The organism is Agromyces aureus (genome assembly GCF_001660485.1).
In the GTDB taxonomy this organism is placed as follows: Bacteria; Actinomycetota; Actinomycetes; order Actinomycetales; family Microbacteriaceae; genus Agromyces; species Agromyces aureus.
Genome location: NZ_CP013979.1, coordinates 2,612,163 through 2,634,969, shown reverse-complemented (window position 1 = coordinate 2,634,969; position 22,807 = coordinate 2,612,163). Strand labels below are relative to the sequence as shown.

Genomic DNA, 22,807 nt, shown 5'->3' with positions numbered 1-22,807 from the left:
CGCGGCCGCGCCGCAGTCCGCTCCGCTCGCAGCTCGACCGATCAGGTCGACCGCGGGCGGAGCAGCTGCGCACGCTCCGGATGCCGATCGAACCACTCGGCCACGTACCAGCAGCTCGGCACCACGTGGCGGCCAGAGGTCGCCTCGACGTCGTCGACGGCGTAGGCCACGAGTTCGCCCGCGAGTCCCGAACCGCGATGGCGCGGATTCGTGAACGCCCGCGTCATCGCGATCGCATCGCCGAGCACCCGGTAGTCGAGCACGCTCGCGATCTCGTCGTCGAGACGCAGCACGTACCGGTCCGCATCCGGTTCGTGGGTGAAGTCCTTGCGCATCAGGCCTCCCTGCCTCGGAGCTTCTCGAGGTCTCGTCGCTCGCGTTTCGTGGGGCGTCCGGCCCCGCGGTCGCGCACCGGGAGGATCGCGACGGTCTCGCGCGGTGGCGGTGGCGGCGTGCGGTCCTCGACGGCCGTGGCCGCGATCGTCGCCGACACGCGCTTCACGAGCGTCGCGCGCACGATGAGCTGCCGGTCGAAGCCGTCGACCCTGACGCGCACCTCGTCGCCCGGACGAACGGACTGCGCGGCCTTCGCGCGTTCGCCGTTGACGCGCACATGGCCGGCGCGGCATGCCGCGGTCGCCGCCGAACGGGTCTTGTACTGCCGCACGGCCCAGAGCCATGCGTCGATGCGCACGGGGGAGTCCGAGATCGGCGTGGGCATGCGGCCAGCCTACGCGCGGGCCGCACCTCCCTGCACGCTTCGACGGGCCTACGCCCGGATCGCCGCCCACCAGATCAGCAGCATCGTCACGAGGAACCCGACCCCGTAGTTCAGGGCGATGAAGTGGCGCCATCCTCGGTTCGCGTCGCCCGAGTGCGCGTCGTCGATCGAGCGGAACGGCCACACGACCACCAGGTAGGGCACCACGAGCAGGCTCGCCAGCGGTCCCGGCCACTCGGTCGCGAGCATCAGGACGCCCGCGAGCGCCCAGAGCGCGAGCGCGAGGCGCACGACCGCCCTGGCGCCGAAGGCCGTCGCGATCGAGGCGATTCCGGCCTCGCGGTCGGGTACGACGTCCTGCACGGCACCGAACGCGTGGCTCGCCATGCCCCAGCAGAAGAACGCGATCAGCAGTGCGACGAGCTGCGGCGTCGTCGAGGCACCGGCGACGGCGAGGCCGTAGAGCGCGGGGCTCACGAAGTGGAAGCTCGAGGTGAGCGAGTCGAGGACCGGTCGCTCCTTGAACCTCAGCCCGGGCACCGAGTAGGCGAACACCGCGAACAGGCTCGCGGCGAGCACGACCCAGGACCACGGATGCCCCGTGCCGGCCGACCACAGCATGACCACGAGGCACGGGGTGGCCGTGATCACGCCGGCCCACACGACGGTGCGATGCAGCGACGGGTCGAGGAGCGCGCCCTCGGCGCCGCCCTTGCGCGGGTTGCGCAGGTCGGACTCGTAGTCGAAGACGTCGTTCACGCCGTACATGAGCAGGTTGTACGGCACGAGGAAGAAGAGGGTTCCGACGACGAACATCACGTCGATGCGGCCCGTGGTCAGCAGGTACGCGGCAGCGAACGGGAACGCGGTGTTGATCCAGCTGATGGGGCGCGACGAGATGAGCACCTGCACGGCGCGCGACCGCGCCGGCGCGGATCGCATGGCGGTCACTGCGCGCCTCCCTCGGTGTGATCGTCAGCCGGGGAAGCGGCCCGGAGGCGCGCCGCGCCGCGCCGCGTCGTCATGAGGGTCCACACCGCGGGCACCAGGAGCACCGCGGCGATCGGATACGCGAAGTCCTCGACCGGGGCGAGCCCGATCGTCGCCCCCAGCCGGGTGCCCTCGGCGTAGCCGAAGAGGCCGGCCGCGATCATCACGGTGTCGAACACGGCCGTCAGCACGAGCAGGATGCCGGCGCCGACGGCGAGGGCGATCGTGCGTCGGGCGCGTGCCCCGGGTTCGATCCTCCGCTGCGCGACCACGGCGACGATCGCCGAGACGAGCAGGAACGGCACGCAGATCAGCAGGTACGTCACGTGCGGGCCTCCCTCGCGGCATCCGCCCCGAGCTCGACCGTGCCGGCGGTCGGCGAGGTGCGATCGGACCGACGCGAGGACCGACGCGCGGCGAGCAGGCGTTCGACACCGAGCACGACGATGAGCGAGAGGTAGCAGAGGAACGCGAGGAACACGGGCTCCTCGATCGGCAGCTCGGGAGCGAGCAGCAGCCCCGTCGCCCAGATCGACTCGCCGCGGAAGAACACGCCGAATCCGATGCCGACGAGGTCCCAGACGAGCAGCATGGCGGTACCGACGCCGACCGCGACCCCCGCCGACAGCGGATCGCGCCAGAACGCGATCCGCCAGCGGGCGTCGATGAGGGCCATCGCGCCGATCGACGCCAGGAGCGCGGCGAGATAGACGACGCCGGTCACCTCGGCACCCTGGTCTTCGAGCCGGTGGATGCCGGGGGAGCGGCGGGTGCGACCGGCGCTCCCGGCTCGGGCTCGGGCAGCGGGCCGCTCGTGCGGTCGCCGCGCACGCGCTTCACGACGTTCTCGGCGCTGATGAGGCACATCGGCAGGCCGACCCCCGGCACGCTCGATCCGCCGGCGTAGAGCAGGCCGCGCACCCGACGCGACCGGTTCGAGCCGCGCAGGAACGCGCTCTGGCGGAGCGTGTGGGCGGGCCCGAGGGCTCCGCCGCGCCACGAGTTCAGGTCGGCCGCGAAGTCGGCCGGCCCGACGGTGCGGCGCACCACGATGCGCGAGGCCAGGTCGGGCTCACCCGCGACCTCCGCGATGCGGGCGATCGCCCGGTCGGCCGCAGCCTCGACGAGCCGATCGCCGCGACCGTCCTCGCCACCGCGACCGATCGAGACGTCGGCGGGCACCGGAACCAGCACGAACAGGTTCGAGTCGCCGGGCGGCGCCACCGAGGCATCCGTCGCACTGGGCATGCAGACGTAGAACGACGCAGGGTCGGGCACCGACGGGTTGGCGCCGAAGATGCGGCCGAAGTTCTCGCGCCAGTCCTCGGTGAAGAACAGCGTGTGGTGGGCGAGCCCGGGCACCTCGCCGCGGACGCCGAGCATCGCGAGCACCGCGCCGGGCCCGGAGGTGCGCCGATCCCACCAGCGTTCGGGATAGGTGCGCGCGTGCGGCGGGAGCAGTTCGGTTTCGGTGTGGTGCAGGTCGGCGGCCGAGACGACCCGGTGGGCCGGCACGCGCCGCACCGCACCCGACGCCTCGACGAAGCGGACGCCCGTGACCGACGGCTCCGACTCGCCCGTGATCTCGATCTGCTCGACCCTCGCATTGCAGACGATCTCGACGCCGGCCTCCGACGCGATCGACGCGATCGCCTCGATGAGCCGTGAGAAGCCGCCCTGCGGGTAGAACACGCCCTGCTCGAGGTCCATGTGGCTCATGAGGTGGTACATCGCGGGCGTCATCGACGGCGCCGATCCGAGGAACACCGCCGGGTAGCCGAGCACCTGCTGCAGTCGCCGGTCGTGCACGGCACGTGCCGCGAACCGGTCGAGCGGCGTCGTCAGCAGGCCCGTGAGCCGTGCAGCGCCCCGCAGCACCTCGGGGGAGGCGAAGCCGCGCACGCCGTCGAAGTTCGTGTAGAGGAATCGGCGACGGGCGATGTCGTACGTCGACGCGGCCGAATCGAGATAGCGTTCGAGCGCCGCGCCCGCGCCCGGCTCGACCGATTCGAACAGCGCGACGTTCTCGGCCCTCGTCGAGCGGATGTCGATGGCGTCGGCGTAGCCGTCGGCGTACACCCGGTATCCGGGGTCGAGCTTGGTGAGCTCGAGCTGACGCTCGGCGCTCGTGCCGAACAGTCGGAAGAAGTGCTCGAAGACCTCCGGCATGAGGTACCACGATGGGCCCGTGTCGAAACGGAAGCCGTCGCGACTCCACGTTCCGGCGCGGCCGCCGACCACGGAGGAGGCTTCGAGCAGGGTCACGCGGTGTCCGTCGCGCGCGAGGAGCGCCGCCGTCGCGAGTCCGGCGATGCCGCCGCCGATGACCGCGATGCGCTCCGAACCGCCGATCATCGCGACCCTCCCGCCGCCGCGATCATCGAGCGTGCGACGATCGCGAGCTTCGCGGCGTCCGGAACCCGGATCCGGGTGGACATGAGCTCGGCGGCCGGGGTCGCGCGGCAGCGTGCGGCGAGTCCGGCGAACAACCCGTGCGCCGAGAGCACCGCACCGCGGGCTCGCCGGGGGAGTTCGGGAATCGATCGACCCGCGATCGCGAGGTCGTCGTCGATGTCGTCGAGGATCCGGATCTTGTCGGCCTCGGTGAAGGCGTCGGGGTCGCACCACGGGAAGTAGTTGCGACCGAGCGTGCGCCAGTCCGTCTCGAGGTCGCGCAGGAAGTTGATCTTCTGGAACGCCGCGCCCAGGTGGACCGCGCCGTGCTCGAGGCGCTGCCGACGTTCGGCGTCGGGCGCCATGGTGGGGTCGGCCGCCTCCTCGCAGGCGAGGAACACCGCGAGGCACATCAGGCCGACGACCTCGGCCGACCCGTGGATGTAGGGCCCGACCTCGTCGTCGCGGATCGGGCTCGGGTCGAGGTCGCGTCGCATCGACGCGAAGAACGGACGCGTCAGCGACGGCCCGATGCCGACGGCGACCGCCGTCGTCGCGAACGCGTGCACCACGAGGTTGGTCGAGAATCCGCGGGTCATCGCGACCTCGGTCTCGGCCTCGAGCTCGTCGAGCACACGACGCAGCTCCACCGGCGCGAGGCCGGCTGCCGCAGCGGTGCCGTCGACGAGTTCGTCGGCCACCCGCACGAGCGCGTAGATCGAGCGGATGCCGCGCCGCGCCGGGGCGTCGAGCAGTCGCGCCGCGGCGCCGAACGAGGTCGAGTAGCGGCTGATGACCGTCGCCGCGCTCGCCACCGCCGCGTCGTCGTAGCGTGCGAGCAGCTCGGACCGTGCGGCCGTCTGCTCGGCGGCGCTCGGCAGGGAACCCCGTGTGCGGCTCATCGGGCCCGCTCCACCGCTCGGCGGGCGATCGCGCCGAGTTCGGCCGTGAGTTCCGGCGGCAGGTCGGCCGTATCGAGCTCGTACCTGGCGAGCGTCACGTGCTCCTCGGCGAGCGCCATCGCGGTGTCGAGCGCGCCGCAGTCGCGAAGCGCCTCGCGGAGCTCGTCGGCCTCGGCGTCGTCGAGCGCCGGGTCGCCGAGTCCGGCGGCGATGCGGGGCCACTCCGACGTGGTCGCCGCGTGGGCGATGAGGGCCGTGCGCTTGCCCTCGCGCAGGTCGGATGCCGCGGACTTGCCGGTGACGGCGGGGTCGCCGAACACGCCGAGCACGTCGTCGGTGATCTGGAACGCGATGCCGATGAACCGTCCGAAGCGCTCGAGCGCCGCGATCGACGGCTCCGGGGCTCCGGCGAGCACGGCCCCGGCCGAGAGCGGGCATTCGAACGAGTAGACGGCGGTCTTCTGCTCGAGCGTCGAGAGCACGCGCGGCATGCTCGTGGGTTCTGCGGCACCGGCGTTCACGACGTCGGCGAGCTCGCCGGCCGCCGAGACGAACACGGCGCGATCGAGGATGTCGAGCAGGCGTTCGCGGCGCTTCGTGTCGACGGGCAGCAGTGCGAGCTCGCGGTGCGCGAGGCTCAGCGCGAGGTCGCCCGCGAGCACCGCGGCGGTCTCTCCCCAGATCTCGCTCGTGCGCTCGTCGGTCCCGTTGCGGATCGCGCGGGCGGCGAATCTCGCGGAGATGTTCGGGTCGCCGCGACGCACGGAGTCGCGGTCGATGACGTCGTCGTGGATGATGAAGGCCGTGTGGAGCAGCTCGAAGGCGACGGCGACGCGCGTCGCGAGGGTCGCATCGGTTCCGCCGAGTCCCCGGTAGGCCATCCGGACCAGCTGGGGCCGGATCCGCTTGCCACCGGAGCTCTGCTTGGCCAGCGACGTCCAGAGTGCCGCGTAGTGCGGGTCGAGGTCGCCGGCACGGCGGCGGGCGTCGGCGAACAGCGTGCCGAGCTCGTGTTCGATGTCGGTGTCCGAACCGGTCGCGGCGGGCGGCGCGAGATCAGTCACGGTAGAGCTCCAGCCGTCCGGCTTGGAGGCCGAGCCACGGGCTGAAGGCCCAGGGCGCTGCCTCGATCGCCTGCCGCAGTTCGGCCGGTCGGACCCACCGGTACTCGACGACCTCGCGCGGGTTGGGGTCGGGCTCGCCCGAGACGGTCGCGATGTACACGGGGCAGATCTCGTTCTCGACGGTGCCGTCGGCGTCGACCGCGCGGTAGCGGAAGGTGGGCAGCGCGAGTTCGAGGGAATCCAGTTCGAGGCCGAGCTCGAACTCGGCGCGTCGGCGCACGGCGGCCGTGAGCGGTTCCGACGGCTTCGGATGCCCGCAGAACGAGTTCGTCCAGACGCCGGCCCATGCCTGCTTCGTGAGCGCACGCCGGGTGACGAGCACCTCGCCCTCCGCGTTCAGCACGTGGCACGAGAACGCGAGGTGCAGCGCGGTGTCCGGGCCGTGCGCCGCACTCTTCGGCGCGGTGCCGATCGGTGTGCCGAAGTCGTCGAGCAGGACGACGTCGTCGTCGATGAGGTCGATTGCGATGGTCATCATGGCCTCCCGGAATCGCTAACCAAGTTAGTGATTGTGACGTTACCATTGCAGCGTGGCCGAGGGAACAATCGAAAGTTCGAGAGCAGGGCGCTACTGGTACGCCGCCGACGGCGATGGCACCGTGGCCCTGCTCGAGGCCGTCCGCCGCCACCGCGCCGCCGAGGCCGAGATGCGCCGCCGCCTCCGCATCGACATGGACATGGGGGACACGGATGCCGCGGCGCTGCGCTGGATCGTCGCCGAGGAGCGCGCCGGCCGACTGCCGACGAGCGCCGGCCTGTCCCGTGAACTGGGCGTCACGACCGCCGCCACCGTGAAGCTCGTCGCGAGGCTCGTCGCGAGCGGCGACCTCGCGCGCGAACCCCATCCGACCGATCGACGGATCCTGTCGCTGCGCGCGCTGCCGCAGGCGCACGAACGCCTGCATCGCACGCTCGGACCCATGCACGAGCGCCTGCGCCGCGTCGCGGAGTCCTTCGGCCCCGCCGAGCAGCGCGTGCTCATCCGCTTCCTCGATCTGCTGGCCGACGCGATCGCGCCGCCGCTCGACGCGACACCCGAGCAGTCGGCTCCACGGCCGGGTCCGCCACCCGGCGTCACGGAGTGAGCCGCCGGCGCCGTCCGTGGGCCATGCTTGAGGCATGAGCGGAGCGAGCGGCGACGGGTGGGTCGAGGGTCCCGACGGGGCGCGGTACTGGGGGCGTTTCGGCGCGGCCGGCCTGCTCGTCGTGAGCGCCGACCGCGAGGTCCTGCTGCAGCACCGCGCCGAGTGGAGCCACTTCGGCGGCACCTGGGGCATGCCGGGCGGTGCCCGCCACGAGCATGAGACCGCCCGCGAGGCCGCGTTCCGCGAGGCGGGCGAAGAGGCCGGCGTTCCCGCAGACGCGCTCGCCGTGCGGTTCTCGAGCGTGCTCGACCTCGGTTACTGGTCGTACACGACCGTCGTCGCCACGGCCGAGCGCCGGTTCGAGCCGCTCATCGGCGACCCCGAGTCCATCACGGTCGCCTGGACGCCCATCGACGAGGTCGACGCGCTGCCGCTGCATCCGCGGTTCGCCGAGGCCTGGCCAGGCCTGCGGGCTCGCCTCTGAGCTGTCGGGCCATCGGGTCGTCGGGCCGTCAGCGACCGGCGGTGACGGATGCCTCGGCCCGCGTCGCGCGCGGAAACCACGGCACGACCGCCGACACCCGCGAGCGGTAGGCGTCGTAGTCGGCGTAGCGGCCCCGAGAGATCGACTCGGTGAACACCGTCGACCCCGCGAACAGCAGGGTGAGCAGCACGGCGCCCGCGATGCTCCAGTGCAGCCATGCGCCGGTCGCCGCGATCGCGAAGCCGTAGAAGGTCCACCACTGCGCCTGTTCGAAGAAGAAGTTCGGATGCCGCGACACGGCGAACAGGCCCGACTGCAGGAATCCCGGGGTCGGCGTACGCCCGGCCGCCCGCTCGGTCGCCTTCCACCGGTGGAACCGCCACTGCTGCTCGTCGGCGATCGTCTCGCCGACGAGGAACCCGAGGAACATGACCGCGAGCACCACGTCCCAGATGCCGAGCGGCGTGCCCGCCGCCTCGGCGACGGTGAGCGCCGGCAGGGTGATGAGCAGGATCAGCGCGTTCTGGTAGATCGAGATGAAGAACAGGTTGAACGCCGCGAACCCGAGCCGCGGCATCCGCTCGCGAAGGACCGCCCATCGGTAGTCCTCACCCCCGGGGCGGTAGCCGCCCTTCCGCGCGAAGTTGAAGGTGAGGCGTGCGCCCCACGCGGTCACGAGCAGCGCCATGAGCACGAGTCGCGGGTCGAAGCCGCTCGACGCCGCGAACACCCAGACGTAGGCGATCGGCGCGATCGACCAGATGCGGTCGACCCAGGAGTGCTCGTTCGTGATGAGCGAGAGGATCCAGGTGGCGGCGGTGATCGCGGCGCAGAGCACCAGACACACGGCGAGGGCAGTCATGGCTGGATTCTAGGGGTCGATAGGATCGCCGTGTGGCTGGGCGGAGCGCGGGGGCGGTCGGATCGCAGGTTTGGACGATTCCGAACATCCTCAGCATGCTCAGACTCCTGCTCGTCCCCGTCTTCCTCTGGGCCGTGGTGGCGGGCGAGTACGTCACCGCGCTCGTCGTGCTCGTCGCGGCCAGCCTCACCGACCTGCTGGACGGCTACCTCGCACGGCGTCTCGACCAGATCACGCGACTCGGGCAGCTGCTCGACCCCGCCGCAGATCGGCTCTACATCTTCGCCGCCCTCGTCGGCCTCGCCGCGAACGCCCTCGTTCCCTGGTGGATCGTGATCGTCATCGTCGCCCGCGACGTGTTCCTGCTCATCCTCGGAGTGGTGCTCGCGAATCACGGTTACGGCCCGCTCCCGGTGCATCAACTGGGCAAGGTCGCGACCTTCGCGCTGTTCTTCGGCCTCCCGGTCATCATGCTGGGTCTCGCATTCCCGGCAGTGGAGCCGGTGAGCGCGCCCGTCGGCTGGGCCATCACGATCTGGGGCGCGTTCCTCTACTGGTGGGCGGGCGTCATCTACGCGATCGAGACGGCACGCGTCATCCGCATTCCACGGGTGGCGGATGGGTCTCGATCGGATACGCTTGAAGAGGGAGGCTAGCGTGGCGGATACCGACATTTCACAGGCTGGCGGCGCTGAGGGCGGCCGCACGACGACGAACGGCGAGTTCGGAGACAGCAACACGGCCGGCACGACGATCGGCTTCAGCCGAGAAGCGGCCGCGCAGTTGTCGATCGTCGACGCCGACATCACGGCCGAGGAGCAAGAGGCGATCGCGGCGCTGCCGTCGGGGTCGGCACTGCTCATCGTGCGTCGCGGGCCGAACAGCGGGGCACGATTCCTGCTCGACACCGACCTCACGACGGTCGGGCGTCATCCCGACGCCGACATCTTCCTCGACGACGTCACGGTCTCGCGCCGGCACGCCGAGTTCGTGCGCCACCGCACGGCGTTCGAGGTGAAGGACCTCTCGTCGCTGAACGGCACGTACTTCGACGGGGTGCGCATCGAGACCGCGCTCCTCAGCGACGGCGCCGAGGTGCAGATCGGCAAGTTCCGACTCACGTTCTACGCATCGCGCCGCGACCTGGCGCCGCTGGCGAGCAGCTAGTGCCGGGCCTCGCCGCCGCCACGAATGCGAGCGGCTCGGCCCCCCTGCTCGGCATCGGCCAGGTTCTCGCGCGCCTGCAGCCCGAGTTCCCCGACCTGACGCCATCGAAGCTCCGCTTTCTCGAAGAGCAGCAGCTCGTGTTCCCGGCCCGCACCGCGGCCGGGTACCGCAAGTTCTCCACGGCCGACGTCGAGCGCATCACGCTCGTGCTCTCCATGCAGCGCGACCACTACCTGCCGCTGAAGGTCATCCGCGCACATCTCGAGGCCATCGACGCCGGTGACACCCCGGCCCTGCCGGGAGCGACCGATGCGCGCGGATTCCTCGGCGCGCGCCGACTCTCCCGCGACGAGCTCATCGCGACCGCGAAGGCGCCGCGAGGCCTGCTCGACGATGCGGTCGCGATGTCGCTCATGACCTCGGCCGAACCCTACGACGACGAGGATCTCCGAGTGCTGGAGTCGCTCGTGGCACTCCGCGACGTCGGCATCGAGCCGCGTCATCTGCGATCGCTGCGGGCGGCCGCCGAGCGCGAGGCCGCCCTCATCGAGCGCGCGATCGCCCCGTCGAGGCGGTCGGATGCCGCGGGCAGGGCGCGCGTCTCGGAGCACGCCGCCGAGCTGGCCGCCCGACTCGAGTGCGTTCGCGCCGAGGTCGTGCGGGCGACCCTCGCCAAGCTCGTCCGCTGAGCGCCCGCTGAACTCGAACGCGACACGCCGTGACGTTCGGCCGGATGTGTTTGGTCGCGACCCCTCACCTCGGTAGCGTGGTCGATGCCCCGCCGGGGTGAGGTGGCAGAGAGTGAGGGGATCGCATGAGTGAGCTCGACCGGAGCGCGCGCGATCGATACGACCTCGGCCTGCTCTTCACCGATGGCATGCCCGAGCATGAAGACGGCACCGGCTATCGCGGCGCGGTCGCGGCGGGCGCCGCCGGCATCAGTTATCGGCAGCTCGACTACTGGGCCCGCACGCAGCTCGTCGAACCCACCGTTCGCGGTGCGGCCGGCTCTGGGTCGCAGCGCCTGTACGGCTTCCGCGACATCCTGGTCCTGAAGCTCGTCAAGCGTCTGCTCGACACGGGCATCTCGCTGCAGCAGATCCGCACCGCGGTCACGCAGCTGCGCGAGTCCGGGGTCGAAGACCTCGCGCAGACCACGCTCATGAGCGACGGCGCCAGCGTCTACCTCTGCACCTCCGACGACGAGGTCATCGACCTCGTCAACCGCGGACAGGGCGTCTTCGGCATCGCCGTCGGCAAGGTGCTCCGCGAAGTCGAGAACTCGCTCGTGGAGCTCGACACCCAGACGGCCGATCCGATGGACGAGCTGGCTGCTCGCCGCGGAGTCAGGTCCCGCCGCATCTCCTGACGATGCGTTCCGGTCTCTGACGGGTCGCCGCTTCCGACGGTCCGCCGCGATTGCTGATGCGGGGTGCACCGACGTCGACTCGCACGTTCAACGGAGCGATGGCCGCGAGCAGACCGCGACGGAGCGACCGACGAACGCGAACGAGTCGGGGCGCAGGCTCAGGCTCAGGCGAGCGGAGACTCGAGCTCGTACGGAGCCGACGCGAACTCGCCGATGCGCGCGGTGCGCAGGACGCGCTCGAGCAACTGGTCGAAGTTCGCCGACATCTCCTCGGCCGATTCGCCCGGCCACATGTGCAGCGGCTTCGCGGCACCCTGCGCCTGCTGCAGCGAGGTGCGCTCGGGCAGCTGCGGCGAGAGCACGAGCGGGCCGAACATGTCGCGCAGTTCCTTGATGCGGAACTGGTGCTCGAGGGACTGCACGCGGGCCCGGTTCACGATGATGCCGAGCGGCTGGAGCCTGGGGGAGAGGCCGCGGCGGATCTCCTCGATCGCGCGCAGCGCGCGGTCGGCGGCCGCGACCGAGAACAGGCCGGGCTCGGTCACGACGGCGACACGGTCGCTCGCGGCCCAGGCCGTGCGTGTGAGCGCGTTGAGCGACGGGGCGCAGTCGATGAGCACGAGTTCGTAGTCGGACTCGACGTTGGCGAGGGCCTCTTCGAGCTTCCAGATGTCGCGGATCGAGGGGTGCGGCCCGTCGAAGTTGATGGCCGACGGGCTGCCGATCATGACATCGATCGTGGACTGCGGGTTGGACCTGGCCCACCCGCTGGGCGCGATCGCCGAACGGACGATCTTCTCCTTGGGCGACGCCAGCACGTCGGCCACGTTGAGGTGACCGGCGACCTGGATGTCCATGCCGGTGGAGACGTCCGATTGCGGATCGAGGTCGACGACGAGGGTCCTGACGCCGCGGGCGAACGCCGCCGACGCCAGTCCGAGGGTGACGGTCGTCTTGCCGACACCGCCCTTGAGGGAACTGACGCTGAGTACGTGCACGAACAGATACGCTACCTCTATTGCTTGGGCGAAACCTAAACGTTCGCTGTGCGGAAACCCCCACCGAAAGGCCTGCATGTTCTCGAAGATTCTGGTAGCCAACCGCGGAGAGATCGCCATTCGGGCGTTCCGAGCGGCCGTCGAACTCGGTGCGAAGACCGTCGCGGTGTATCCCTTCGAGGATCGCAACTCGCTGCACCGGTTGAAGGCCGACGAGGCCTACCAGATCGGCGAGCCGGGGCATCCGGTGCGCGCCTACCTCGACGTCTCCGAGATCATCCGCGTCGCGAAGGAGTCCGGCGCCGACGCGATCTACCCGGGCTACGGATTCCTCTCCGAGAACCCCGAGCTCGCCGAGGCGGCCGAGGCTGCGGGCATCACCTTCATCGGTCCGAAGAAGGACGTCCTCGAGATGGCGGGCAACAAGGTCACCGCCAAGGAGCACGCGATCGCGGCCGGCGTTCCGGTACTCAAGTCCACGCCGCCCTCGCGCGACATCGAGGCGCTCGTCGCCCAGGCCGACGAGATCGGCTTCCCGATCTTCGCCAAGGCGGTCGCCGGCGGCGGCGGCCGCGGCATGCGCCGCGTGAATTCCAAAGACGACCTGCGCTCCTCCCTCGAGGAGGCCATGCGCGAGGCCGACAGCGCCTTCGGCGACCCGACGATGTTCCTCGAGCAGGCCGTGCTGCGTCCCCGTCACATCGAGGTCCAGATCCTCGCGGATGCCACGGGTGAGACGGTTCACCTGTTCGAACGCGACTGCTCCGTGCAACGGCGTCACCAGAAGGTCATCGAGATCGCGCCGGCGCCGAACCTCTCCGACGACGTCCGCCAGGCGCTCTACCGCGACGCGATCGCGTTCGCGAAGTCGATCGGCTACGTGAACGCCGGCACGGTCGAGTTCCTACTCGACACCGCGGGCGAGCGTGCCGGCGAGCACGTGTTCATCGAGATGAACCCGCGCATCCAGGTCGAGCACACGGTCACCGAAGAGGTCACCGATGTCGACCTCGTGGTCTCCCAGATCCGCATCGCGGCGGGCGAGACGCTCGTGGAGCTCGGGCTCGAGCAGGGCGACATCAAGCTCCGCGGTGCTGCGTTGCAGACCCGCATCACGACCGAGGATCCGACCGCGGGATTCCGCCCCGACACCGGCAAGATCACGACCTATCGTTCGCCCGGCGGTGCCGGCATCCGCCTCGACGGTGGAACCGTGAATCCCGGTGCCCAGATCAGCCCGCACTTCGACTCGATGCTCGCGAAGCTGACCTGCCGCGCCCGTGACTACCCGTCGGCGGTCGCACGCTCCCGACGCGCCCTCGCGGAGTTCCGCATCCGCGGCGTGTCGACGAACATCTCGTTCCTGCAGGCCGTGCTCGACGACCCGGCGTTCATCGCGGGCGACCTCAGCACATCGTTCATCGACGAACGCCCGCAGCTGCTCCGCGGTCGCGTGTCGAAGGACCGCGGCACGAAGATCCTGAACTGGCTCGCCGACGTCACGGTGAACCAGCCGAACGGGCAGGCGCCCACCACCGTCAGCCCGGTCGAGAAGCTGCCCCCGATCGACCTCGCGGCGCCCGCACCCGCCGGCTCGCGCCAGCAGCTGCTCGAGCTCGGCCCGACGGCGTTCGCGGCCGCGCTCCGCGCGCAGACCCCGCTCGCCGTCACCGACACGACCTTCCGCGACGCGCACCAGTCGCTGCTGGCGACCCGGGTTCGCACGAAAGACCTCGTCGCCGTCGCACCGTATGTCGCGCGCATGACCCCGCAGCTCCTCTCGGTCGAGGCCTGGGGCGGCGCGACCTACGATGTCGCGCTGCGGTTCCTCGGCGAAGACCCCTGGGAGCGGCTCGCAGCGCTCCGTGAAGCGCTGCCGAACATCAACATCCAGATGCTGCTCCGCGGTCGCAACACGGTCGGCTACACGCCGTACCCCACCGAGGTGACCGACGCGTTCGTGCGCGAGGCCGCCGCGACGGGCGTCGACATCTTCCGTATCTTCGACGCGCTGAACGACGTCGACCAGATGCGCCCGGCGATCGAGTCGGTGCTCGCGACCGGCACCGCGGTCGCCGAGGTGGCCCTCTGCTACACGGGCGACCTGCTCGACCCGGCAGAAGACCTGTACACGCTCGACTACTACCTGGGCCTCGCCGACGAGATCGTCGCCGCGGGTGCGCACATCCTCGCCATCAAGGACATGGCGGGCCTCCTGCGCCCGGCTGCTGCCGAGAAGCTCGTGTCGGCGCTCCGCGAGCGCTTCGACCTGCCCGTGCACCTGCACACGCACGACACCGCGGGCGGCCAGCTCGCGACGCTGCTCGCCGCGAGCCGCGCCGGCGTCGACGCGGTCGACGTCGCGAGCGCGCCCATGGCCGGCACCACGAGCCAGCCGTCGGCATCGTCGCTCGTCGCGGCCCTCGCGCACACCGATCGCGACACCGGCATCTCGCTGCAGGCCGTCTCCGACCTCGAGCCGTACTGGGAGGCCGTGCGTCGCGTCTACAAGCCGTTCGAGTCGGGGCTGCCCGGCCCCACGGGCCGCGTGTACCACCACGAGATCCCGGGCGGCCAGCTTTCGAACCTGCGCCAGCAGGCCATCGCACTCGGCCTCGCCGACGACTTCGAGCTCATCGAGGACATGTACGCCGCGGCCGACAAGATCCTCGGTCGCGTGCCGAAGGTGACGCCGTCGTCCAAGGTCGTCGGCGACCTCGCGCTGCACCTGGCCGCGGTGCGCGCCGATCCGGCCGACTTCGAGGCGAACCCCGAGAAGTACGACGTTCCCGACTCGGTCATCGGCTTCATGGCGGGCGAGCTCGGCGACCTGCCCGGCGGCTGGCCCGAGCCGTTCCGCACCAAGGTGCTGGCCGGCCGCGACGTGCGCACCGGCGTCACCGAGCTGACCGCCGAGCAGATCGCCGCACTCGAGGGCGACAGCACGACGCGTCGTGCGATGCTCAACAACCTGCTCTTCCCGGCGCCGACCCGACAGTTCGAGCAGATCCGCGAGCTCTTCGGCGACCTCTCGGTCGTCGACACCATCGACTACCTCTACGGACTCCGACAGGGTTCGGAGCACGTGGTCGAGATCGACCGCGGCGTGCGGCTGTACGCCGGGCTCGAGGCCATCGGCGAGGCCGACGACAAGGGCATGCGCACGGTCATGACCATCCTGAACGGTCAACTGAGGCCGGTGTTCGTGCGCGACCGCAGCATCGAGGTCGACTCGCGCGCGGCCGAGAAGGCGGATGCCACGCAGCCGGGCCACATCGCAGCGCCGTTCTCCGGCGTGGTCACCCTGCAGGTCGAGCCGGGCGCCGAGATCGCCGTCGGTCAGAGCGTCGCGTCGATCGAGGCGATGAAGATGGAGGCGGCGATCACGTCGCCGGTCGCCGGTGTGCTCGAGCGCGTCGCCATCCCGAAGACGCAGCAGGTCGAGGCCGGCGACCTCCTCGTCGTCGTTCGTCCGCTGTAGGCTGAGCGTGAGCTCTCGGTAACGTGGGCTCACGTTCGCACTGAGGAGGGGTTATCGGTGGCAGACAACAGGGGAGACGATCACTCGGCGTCCAGGCGCTCGGGTGGCCGCACTGCGGCGATCGATCGGTCCGCGCAAGACGCGTCGAACGGGGCGCACTCGGCGGCGACGATTCCCGACAGCCTGAACATCCGCGTCGACCTTCCGCCGTCGCCGAGACCCGTCATGCCCGACGACGAGGTGGCCGTGGCCATCGACGACGTCGCGGTCGATCCCGGTGGGCTCGTCGCGGGTCCGACCACCACGTCGGTCGAGGTCATCACTCCGGCTCTCGCGGGCGCGTCCGCCCGATCCGGAGCCCACGCCGATCCGTCGCCGTACGGCGCGCTGCTCGCGGCCGACGCCTCGAGGCTCCGGCGTGAGCGGGTCAGCACCGACACCGGCAGCCACGTGGCGATCGTCGACGTGCCGACGGATGCCGCGACGCCCGCCGAGGTTCCCGAGACGTCCGAATCCCTCACCGCCGACCGGCTCATCGACCTCAACCGCACGACGCGACCGGCGCCGCACGGCGGCTTCAACCGGTTCGTCTACGAGGCGTCGCTGCACCTGGTCAACCTGGGCGACTCGGCCAAGGCCCGCGCCTACAAAGAACTGAGCGCCCGCATCCAGCGCCGCTTCGACGGCGGTGCACGTTTCGTGCCGGTGCTGACCCGCAAGGGCGGGGTCGGCAAGACCACGATCACGACCCTGCTCGGCATGGCCCTCGCCGACGCGCGCGACGACCGCATCATCGCGATCGACGCGAACCCCGACCGCGGCACACTGGCGGAGCGGGTCGACCGCCAGACCCGCGAGACCGTGCGCGACGTCGTCACGCGCGCGTCCTCCATCGGCGGGTACACCGATTTCTCGGCGTTCGTCTCGCGCGACGAGACCCGCCTCGACATCCTCGCCTCCGACACCGACCCGACGCTGTCCGAAGCGTTCAACGACGACGACTACAACGTCGTCGCCGGGCTGGCAGCCCGTTACTACTCGCTCGTGCTCACCGACTGCGGCACCGGCATCGTCCACTCCGTCATGCGCGCGACCCTGCAGCGAGCCGATTCGATCGTGATCGTCTCGGGCGGCAGCGTCGACGAGGCCCGACTCGCCTCCGAGACCCTCACGTGGCTCGAGGCGAACGGCTTCGGCGAACTCGTGCGCAACGCCATCGTCGCGATCAACCTCGCGACGCAGGGCACGCACCTGGTCAAGGTCGACGAGATCGAAGCCCACTTCCAGTCGAGGGTCCGCGAGATCGTGCGCATCCCGTACGACCCCCAACTGGCCGCCGGATCCGTGGTGCACTGGGACGAACTCCGTCCCGTCACGCGCCACGCCGCACGCGAGCTCGCCGCGCTCGTCGTGGAGGGGCTGCCCGTCGACCGCGGCGGCCATTGAACGGAGCGGCTTTGCCGGAACGACCCATTCGCCTGTTCGGCGACCCAGTACTGAAGACCGTGTCAGCCCCCGTCGAACAGGTCGATGATCGCGTGCGCTCGCTCGTGACCGACCTGATCGACAGCGTGCGGGTGCCCGGCCGAGCCGGCGTCGCCGCGTCGCAGATCGGGGTCAACCTGCGGGTGTTCAGCTACAACGTCGACGGCGACGTCGGGTACATCATCAATCCCGTCGTCGTCGAGACATCCGGCGACCTCGAACTCATCGACGAGGGATGCCTCTCGGTGCCGGGTCTCTGGCAGAAGACCCCGCGCTACCCGTTCGCCCGGGTGCGCGGCATCGACCTCGACGGCAATGAGATCGAGCTCTCGGGCACCGGCCTCATGGCGCAGGCGTTGCAGCACGAGTGCGATCACCTCGACGGGCTCGTCTACCTCGACCGGCTCGAGAAGGACGAACGTCGTGCCGCGATGCGCGCGGTGCGCGAGTCGGACTGGTTCTGACCCGCACCGCGTTCGGTTCGGCCGCAGCGCGAACGACGAAGGGCCCCGCGGATGTCTCCGCGGGGCCCTTCGACGTCGGCTCGATCGTCAGCGGATGATCGAGTGCCCCTCGGTCGCGGGGGCGCCGGCGTACATGCCCTCGATCTGCGGCGCGAAGTCCTGCAGGATCACGTTGCGCTTGATGCTGAGCTTCGGCGTGAGGTGACCGCTCGCCTCGGTGAGCTCGCCCGGGAGGATCGCGAACTTGCGGATCGACTCGGCGCGCGACACGTGGTCGTTCGCGGTGTCGATCGCGCGCTGCACCTCGGCGAGCACGGCCGGGTTCAGAGCGGCCTCCTCGACCGTCATGGTCGCGTCTTCGCCGTTGTTGTTCAGCCACACCGGGAGCATCTCGGCGTCGAGCGTGATCAGGGCCGAGATGAACGGCTTCTGATCGCCGACGACGACGACCTGCCCGACGAGCGGGTTGGCCCGGATCGGGTCCTCGAGCATTGCGGGGGAGACGTTCTTGCCACCGGCGGTGACGATGATCTCCTTCTTGCGGCCCGTGATGGTGAGGAAGCCCTCGTCGTCGAACGAACCGAGGTCGCCGGTCTTGAACCACTCGCCGTCGAACGCCTCAGCGGTCGCCTCGGGGTTGTTCCAGTACTCCTTGAAGATGTCGATGCCCTTGATCTGGATCTCGCCGTCATCGGCGAGACGCACCGCGACGCCGGGAAGTGCGGGTCCGACGGTGCCGATCTTCGAGCGGGTCGTGAGGTTCACGGTCGCGGGCGCGGTGCTCTCGGTGAGGCCGTAGCCCTCGAGGATCGTGATGCCGAGCGAGTGGTAGAAGTGTCCGAGGCGCGGGCCGAGCGGTGCCGAACCGGAGACGGCGTACTTGACGTTGCCGCCCATGGCCGCGCGGAGCTTCGAGTAGACGAGCGTGTCGAAGAGCTTGAACTTCAGCTTCATGCCGAGCGGGATGCGGTCGCCGGCCTCCTTCGCGCTCGAGTAGGCGACCGCGGTCTCGGCTGCGGCACGGAAGATCTTGCCCTTGCCGCCGGCCTCGGCCTTCTGCTCCGAGACGTTGTAGACCTTCTCGAAGACGCGGGGCACCGCGAGGAGGAACGTCGGCTTGAAGCTCGCGAGCGAGGGAAGCAGCTGCTTGGTGTCGGCCTGGTGCCCGACGCGCACGCCCGCGTGCACGCTCAGCACCGCGATGAAGCGGGCGAACACGTGCGCGGTCGTGATGAACAGCAGGGTCGAAGCCCCGTTCGGGTCGGCCACGACGTCGGAGAGCGCCACGCCCGCGTTGCGGGAGAGCTCGACGAAGTTCGAGTGCGTGAGCACGCAGCCCTTCGGCTTGCCGGTCGAACCCGACGTGTAGATGAGGGTCGCGATGTCGGAGCCGACGGCGAGGTTGCGGCGACGCTCGATCTCCTCATCGGGCACGTCGACACCTGCGGCGACGAGCTTGTCGAGGTCTCCGAGGTCGATCTGCCACGTGCTGCGGATCTCGGGGAGGTCGGGGTGCACCTCGTCGAAGCGCGTGAAGTGGTCGGCGGTCTCGAGGATCGCGGCGATCGCGCCCGAGTCGCTGAGGCTCCACCGCACCTGCGCGGGGGAGTTCGTCTCGTAGACGGGCACGAGGATGCCGCCGGCGAACCACATCGCGAAATCGATGAGGGTCCACTCGTAGCGCACCTTGCTCATGAGGCCGACCTTGTCGCCCGGCTGGATGCCGGCGGCGACGAACCCCTTGGCGAGGGCGATGACCTGGTCGTAGAACTCGCGGGTCGTCACGGGCGACCAGCCGCCGTCGGCGGTCGGCAGCGAGAAGAGGACGGAGTCTGGAGTCGCCGCGACACGCTGGACCAGCAGGTCCGTCGTGTTCGCTTCGGGATCGGCGGGGACGACAGCGGGGGTTTCGAACTGAATCACGGTAGCTCCTTCGGCACCGGGGTCGAACGGGGGGCTCCCGGGCCGCTGTAGGGGAGACGTCCCGGTCCATTACACTCTAGTGGTTGCCCTCGGATCCCAGTGCCCGGGCGGCGCGCAACCCTCCCACGGCAGCCCAACGGAAAGGCGATCCACCGTGCACGCGATCGGCATCGACATCGGCGGAACCAAGATCGCGGGAGCGGTCGTCGACGAGGCCGGAGGCATCGTCCGCAGCGAACGTGTTCCTACGCCAGCCGGCGATTCGCAGTTGCTCGAAGACGCGGTCGTCGAGATGATCCGCACGCTCTCCGACGGTGCGGCCGACGACGTGGTCGTCGGCGTGGCGGCTGCGGGGTTCATCGACGCCGCGCAGTCGACCGTCTACTACGCGCCGAACATCGACTGGCGCAACGAGCCGTTCCGCGCCAAGCTCGAGGCCCGCGTGGGCGCGACCGTGGTGGTCGACAACGACGCGAATGCCGCCGGCTGGGCCGAGTTCAGGTTCGGCGCGGGCCGCATGGTGAGCGACATGGTCATGCTCACGATCGGCACGGGCGTCGGCGGCGCGATCGTCGCCGGCGATCGGCTGTTCCGCGGCGGGTTCGGCGCCGGAGCCGAGCTCGGCCACCTCAGGGTCGTGCCGGGCGGCCTTCCGTGCGGCTGCGGCCAGCGCGGCTGCATCGAGATGTACGGCTCGGGTCGCGCACTGCTGCGCATGGCCAACGAGATCGCGGATGCCGGTGGCATCGGCCTGCAGCTGGCTCGCGCCCGCGAGGCGAGCGGTGCACTCGACGGCGGCATCGTCGGCAAGATGATCGAAGCCGAGGACCCGGGCGCGATCGCCGCGCTCCGACAGCTCGGGCATTGGCTCGGCGAGGCCTCGGCGTCGATCTCGGCCGTGCTCGACCCGCAGCGCTTCGTCTTCGGCGGCGGCGTCGCCGCGGCGGGCGAGCTGCTCCTCGGCCCGATCCGCGAGGCGTACCTCGAGCACCTTCCCGCCCGCGGGTACCACCCCGAGCCGGACTTCGTCATCGCCGAGCTCGTCAACGACGCGGGCGTGGTCGGCGCCGCGGATCTCGCGCGCGTCTGGGCGGCCGAGCACGCCTGACGCGCTCCGGCGATAGGGTTGACCCGGCGAGCGGAAGGAGCGACAGCGCGGTGTTCTACTGGATCATGAAGCACATCGTGGTCGGACCGATCCTCCTCGCGATCTTCCGGCCCTGGGTCGTCGGCCTCGAGAACATCCCGAAGCAGGGGGCCGTGGTGCTCGCCAGCAACCACCTCTCCTTCATCGACTCGATCTTCCTGCCGCTCATCGTCGATCGTCCGGTCGTGTTCCTCGCCAAGAGCGAGTACTTCACGGGCAAGGGGCTCAAGGGCTGGGCGACGAAGATGTTCTTCCAGGCCGCCGGACAGCTCCCGATCGACCGGTCGGGCGGCAAGGCGTCCGAGGCCTCGCTCGCCACCGGACTCCGCGTGTTGGGCGGCGGCGGCATCCTCGGCATCTATCCCGAGGGCACGCGCAGCCCCGACGCCCGCCTGTACCGCGGCCGCACCGGTGTCGCGCGCATGGTGCTCGAGGCGGGCGTGCCGGTCGTCCCGGTGGCGATGATCGACACCGAGAAGGTCATGCCCATTGGCACCCGCCTTCCGAAGGTCCGCCGCATCGGCATCATCATCGGCGAGCCGATCGACTTCACGCGCTTCGAGGGCCTCGAGGGCGATCGCTTCGTCCTGAGGTCGGTCACCGACGAACTCGTGCACTCGCTCCGCGCCCTGAGCGGGCAGGACTACGTCGACGTCTACGCGAGTTCCGTGCGGGAGCAACGCGCCGCGCAATCGGGGTAGTCTCGAAAGGTGTGGCGCGCTCGCGCCCCCGATCTCAAGTCACCGGCGCCCCGCGCCCCGAAACCCCTCAGGACATATCCGTGGTACAGCTCGTCGAGCCCGTCGTCAATGCAGATCCTTCCGTGATCGACGGCCTCGACTATTGGCGCACCCTGCCGATCAAGCAGCAGCCGCAGTGGCCCGACGCCGCAGCGGCGGCCGCGGCATCCGCCGAGCTGGCCACGCTGCCGCCCCTGGTGTTCGCGGGCGAGGTCGACAACCTGCGCGACCGGCTCGCCGCCGCGTCGCGCGGCGAGGCCTTCCTGCTGCAGGGCGGCGACTGCGCCGAGACCTTCGCGGGCGCCACGGCCGACCAGATCCGCAACCGGGTCAAGACCGTGCTGCAGATGGCCGTCGTGCTCACGTACGGCGCCTCGATGCCCGTCGTGAAGATGGGCCGCATGGCCGGGCAGTTCGCCAAGCCCCGCTCGAGCGACACCGAGACCCGCGGCGACGTCACGCTGCCCGCCTACCGCGGCGACATCGTGAACGGCTACGACTTCACGCCCGAGTCGCGCAACGCCGACCCGGCGCGGCTCGTGCGCGGCTACCACATGGCCGCGTCGACGCTGAACCTCATCCGGGCATTCACGCAGGGCGGGTTCGCCGACCTGCGGCAGGTGCACTCGTGGAACCAGGGCTTCGCCGCGAACCCCGCGAACGCCCGCTACGAGACCATGGCGCGCGACATCGATCGTGCCGTCCGGTTCATGGACGCCTGCGGTGCCGACTTCGAGGCGCTGAAGCACACCGAGTTCTACACGGGCCACGAGGGCCTGCTGATGGACTACGAGCGCCCGATGACGCGCATCGACTCCCGCACGGGCACGCCGTACGACACGTCGGCGCACTTCATCTGGATCGGCGAGCGCACGCGCGAGCTCGATGGCGCGCACGTCGACTTCCTGTCGCGGGTGCGCAACCCGATCGGCGTGAAGCTCGGCCCGACCACGTCGCCCGAGACCATGCTGGAGCTCATCGACAAGCTCGACCCGAACCGCGAGCCCGGCCGGCTCACCTTCATCACCCGGATGGGCGCATCGAAGATCCGCGACGGGCTGCCGCCCCTGCTCGAGGCCGTCAAGGCCAGCGACGCCACGCCGCTCTGGGTCACCGACCCGATGCACGGCAACGGCATCACCACGCCGAACGGCTACAAGACACGTCGCTTCGACGATGTGGTCGACGAGGTCAAGGGCTTCTTCGAGGCGCACCGCGCAGCGGGCACGTTCCCGGGCGGCATCCACGTCGAGCTCACGGGCGACGACGTCACGGAATGCCTCGGAGGCTCCGAGCACCTCGACGAGGCCTCGCTCGCGACCCGGTACGAGTCGCTCTGCGACCCGCGACTGAACCACATGCAGTCGCTCGAGCTGGCCTTCCTCGTGGCCGAGGAGCTCTCGGCCCGCTGATCCATCCGCGCGCGCGGCATCCGTTCTCGATGAGCGGATGCCGCGCTTCTGCGTTGCGC

At 70.4% G+C, this 22,807-nt stretch carries 24 protein-coding genes; 12 read left to right on the top strand and 12 right to left on the bottom strand.

Going from position 1 to position 22,807, the window contains the following annotated elements:
• Positions 1 to 41: 41 nt before the first annotated feature.
• From ATC03_RS11745 to idi, 9 genes are read right to left on the bottom strand one after another with little or no spacing between them, the layout of a single operon-like run.
• Positions 42 to 335 (bottom strand): GNAT family N-acetyltransferase, encoded by a 294-nt coding sequence (locus ATC03_RS11745; RefSeq protein ID WP_067877207.1) that lies wholly within the window; start codon positions 333 to 335, stop codon positions 42 to 44.
• A complete protein-coding gene (locus ATC03_RS11740; protein ID WP_227820081.1) occupies positions 335 to 721 on the bottom strand; it encodes an RNA-binding S4 domain-containing protein in 387 nt (128 codons plus the stop codon). Before ATC03_RS11740 ends, ATC03_RS11745 begins: the two co-directional genes overlap by 1 nt.
• 48 nt (positions 722 to 769) lie before the next feature.
• Positions 770 to 1,663 (bottom strand): prenyltransferase, encoded by an 894-nt coding sequence (locus tag ATC03_RS11735; protein WP_067882014.1) that lies wholly within the window; start codon positions 1,661 to 1,663, stop codon positions 770 to 772.
• 5 nt (positions 1,664 to 1,668) lie between these two features.
• Entirely contained in the window at positions 1,669 to 2,037 is a 369-nt protein-coding gene (locus tag ATC03_RS11730; protein WP_067877205.1) for a lycopene cyclase domain-containing protein, read from the bottom strand.
• On the bottom strand, positions 2,034 to 2,435 hold the full coding sequence (locus ATC03_RS11725) for a lycopene cyclase domain-containing protein (RefSeq protein WP_074401028.1): 402 nt from the start codon (positions 2,433 to 2,435) through the stop codon (positions 2,034 to 2,036). Before ATC03_RS11725 ends, ATC03_RS11730 begins: the two co-directional genes overlap by 4 nt.
• On the bottom strand, positions 2,432 to 4,066 hold the full coding sequence (gene crtI / locus ATC03_RS11720) for a phytoene desaturase family protein (RefSeq protein ID WP_067877202.1): 1,635 nt from the start codon (positions 4,064 to 4,066) through the stop codon (positions 2,432 to 2,434). The genes ATC03_RS11725 and crtI overlap by 4 nt, the downstream gene beginning before the upstream one ends.
• A complete protein-coding gene (locus ATC03_RS11715; protein WP_084003449.1) occupies positions 4,063 to 5,007 on the bottom strand; it encodes a phytoene/squalene synthase family protein in 945 nt (314 codons plus the stop codon). Before ATC03_RS11715 ends, crtI begins: the two co-directional genes overlap by 4 nt.
• Complete coding sequence (locus ATC03_RS11710; RefSeq protein WP_067877199.1) at positions 5,004 to 6,071, bottom strand: polyprenyl synthetase family protein; 1,068 nt, start codon at positions 6,069 to 6,071, stop codon at positions 5,004 to 5,006. Before ATC03_RS11710 ends, ATC03_RS11715 begins: the two co-directional genes overlap by 4 nt.
• Complete coding sequence (gene idi, locus ATC03_RS11705) at positions 6,064 to 6,606, bottom strand: isopentenyl-diphosphate Delta-isomerase (RefSeq protein WP_067882006.1); 543 nt, start codon at positions 6,604 to 6,606, stop codon at positions 6,064 to 6,066. Before idi ends, ATC03_RS11710 begins: the two co-directional genes overlap by 8 nt.
• 55 nt (positions 6,607 to 6,661) lie before the next feature.
• On the opposite strand from idi, the gene ATC03_RS11700 reads away from it, so the two are divergent.
• Positions 6,662 to 7,216, top strand: coding sequence for a MarR family winged helix-turn-helix transcriptional regulator (locus ATC03_RS11700; RefSeq protein WP_152030933.1), 555 nt, complete (start codon positions 6,662 to 6,664; stop codon positions 7,214 to 7,216).
• Positions 7,217 to 7,250: 34 nt separating this feature from the next.
• Positions 7,251 to 7,700 carry an NUDIX domain-containing protein gene (locus ATC03_RS11695; RefSeq protein ID WP_067877193.1) on the top strand — a complete coding sequence of 150 codons (450 nt, stop codon included), beginning with the start codon at positions 7,251 to 7,253 and terminating at the stop codon, positions 7,698 to 7,700.
• 28 nt (positions 7,701 to 7,728) lie between these two features.
• Here the strand turns inward: ATC03_RS11695 and ATC03_RS11690 are convergent, their stop codons facing one another.
• Complete coding sequence (locus ATC03_RS11690; RefSeq protein WP_067877190.1) at positions 7,729 to 8,562, bottom strand: DUF1295 domain-containing protein; 834 nt, start codon at positions 8,560 to 8,562, stop codon at positions 7,729 to 7,731.
• Between the two features lie 95 nt (positions 8,563 to 8,657).
• Here ATC03_RS11690 and ATC03_RS11685 point away from each other — a divergent pair, with 95 nt between their 5' ends.
• The 4 genes from ATC03_RS11685 (at position 8,658) to ATC03_RS11670 (ending at position 11,098) form a co-directional block, all read left to right on the top strand.
• Positions 8,658 to 9,218 (top strand): CDP-alcohol phosphatidyltransferase family protein, encoded by a 561-nt coding sequence (locus tag ATC03_RS11685; RefSeq protein WP_232338864.1) that lies wholly within the window; start codon positions 8,658 to 8,660, stop codon positions 9,216 to 9,218.
• A 1-nt stretch (position 9,219) separates the two neighbouring features.
• Positions 9,220 to 9,729, top strand: a complete 510-nt coding sequence (locus ATC03_RS11680; RefSeq protein ID WP_418117734.1) for an FHA domain-containing protein — start codon at positions 9,220 to 9,222, stop codon at positions 9,727 to 9,729.
• On the top strand, positions 9,729 to 10,418 hold the full coding sequence (gene ftsR, locus ATC03_RS11675) for a transcriptional regulator FtsR (protein ID WP_067877184.1): 690 nt from the start codon (positions 9,729 to 9,731) through the stop codon (positions 10,416 to 10,418). The genes ATC03_RS11680 and ftsR overlap by 1 nt, the downstream gene beginning before the upstream one ends.
• A gap of 125 nt (positions 10,419 to 10,543) precedes the next feature.
• The gene (locus tag ATC03_RS11670) at positions 10,544 to 11,098 is read left to right on the top strand and encodes a MerR family transcriptional regulator (RefSeq protein ID WP_067877182.1); all 555 of its coding nucleotides are present in this window, start codon (positions 10,544 to 10,546) and stop codon (positions 11,096 to 11,098) included.
• Between the two features lie 164 nt (positions 11,099 to 11,262).
• On the opposite strand, the gene ATC03_RS11665 is transcribed toward ATC03_RS11670, so the two are convergent.
• Positions 11,263 to 12,096 carry a ParA family protein gene (locus ATC03_RS11665; protein WP_067877178.1) on the bottom strand — a complete coding sequence of 278 codons (834 nt, stop codon included), beginning with the start codon at positions 12,094 to 12,096 and terminating at the stop codon, positions 11,263 to 11,265.
• Positions 12,097 to 12,172: 76 nt separating this feature from the next.
• Between ATC03_RS11665 and ATC03_RS11660 the strand changes: the two genes are divergently transcribed.
• Genes ATC03_RS11660 through def form a run of 3 tightly spaced genes read left to right on the top strand, consistent with a single transcriptional unit; the run spans position 12,173 to position 17,526 of the window.
• On the top strand, positions 12,173 to 15,577 hold the full coding sequence (locus ATC03_RS11660) for a pyruvate carboxylase (protein WP_067877175.1): 3,405 nt from the start codon (positions 12,173 to 12,175) through the stop codon (positions 15,575 to 15,577).
• A 57-nt stretch (positions 15,578 to 15,634) separates the two neighbouring features.
• Positions 15,635 to 17,023: a MinD/ParA family ATP-binding protein gene (locus ATC03_RS11655; protein ID WP_067877171.1), complete on the top strand. Its 1,389-nt coding sequence runs from the start codon at positions 15,635 to 15,637 to the stop codon at positions 17,021 to 17,023.
• Between the two features lie 11 nt (positions 17,024 to 17,034).
• The gene (gene def, locus ATC03_RS11650; RefSeq protein ID WP_067877169.1) at positions 17,035 to 17,526 is read left to right on the top strand and encodes a peptide deformylase; all 492 of its coding nucleotides are present in this window, start codon (positions 17,035 to 17,037) and stop codon (positions 17,524 to 17,526) included.
• 87 nt (positions 17,527 to 17,613) lie between these two features.
• Here the strand turns inward: def and ATC03_RS11645 are convergent, their stop codons facing one another.
• Complete coding sequence (locus ATC03_RS11645; RefSeq protein ID WP_067877167.1) at positions 17,614 to 19,449, bottom strand: AMP-dependent synthetase/ligase; 1,836 nt, start codon at positions 19,447 to 19,449, stop codon at positions 17,614 to 17,616.
• A gap of 154 nt (positions 19,450 to 19,603) precedes the next feature.
• Between ATC03_RS11645 and ATC03_RS11640 the strand changes: the two genes are divergently transcribed.
• The 3 genes from ATC03_RS11640 (at position 19,604) to ATC03_RS11630 (ending at position 22,748) form a co-directional block, all read left to right on the top strand.
• On the top strand, positions 19,604 to 20,557 hold the full coding sequence (locus tag ATC03_RS11640) for an ROK family glucokinase (RefSeq protein ID WP_067877164.1): 954 nt from the start codon (positions 19,604 to 19,606) through the stop codon (positions 20,555 to 20,557).
• Positions 20,558 to 20,607: 50 nt separating this feature from the next.
• A complete protein-coding gene (locus tag ATC03_RS11635) occupies positions 20,608 to 21,297 on the top strand; it encodes a lysophospholipid acyltransferase family protein (RefSeq protein ID WP_067877161.1) in 690 nt (229 codons plus the stop codon).
• 80 nt (positions 21,298 to 21,377) lie between these two features.
• The gene (locus tag ATC03_RS11630; protein ID WP_067877158.1) at positions 21,378 to 22,748 is read left to right on the top strand and encodes a class II 3-deoxy-7-phosphoheptulonate synthase; all 1,371 of its coding nucleotides are present in this window, start codon (positions 21,378 to 21,380) and stop codon (positions 22,746 to 22,748) included.
• Positions 22,749 to 22,807 lie beyond the last annotated feature (59 nt).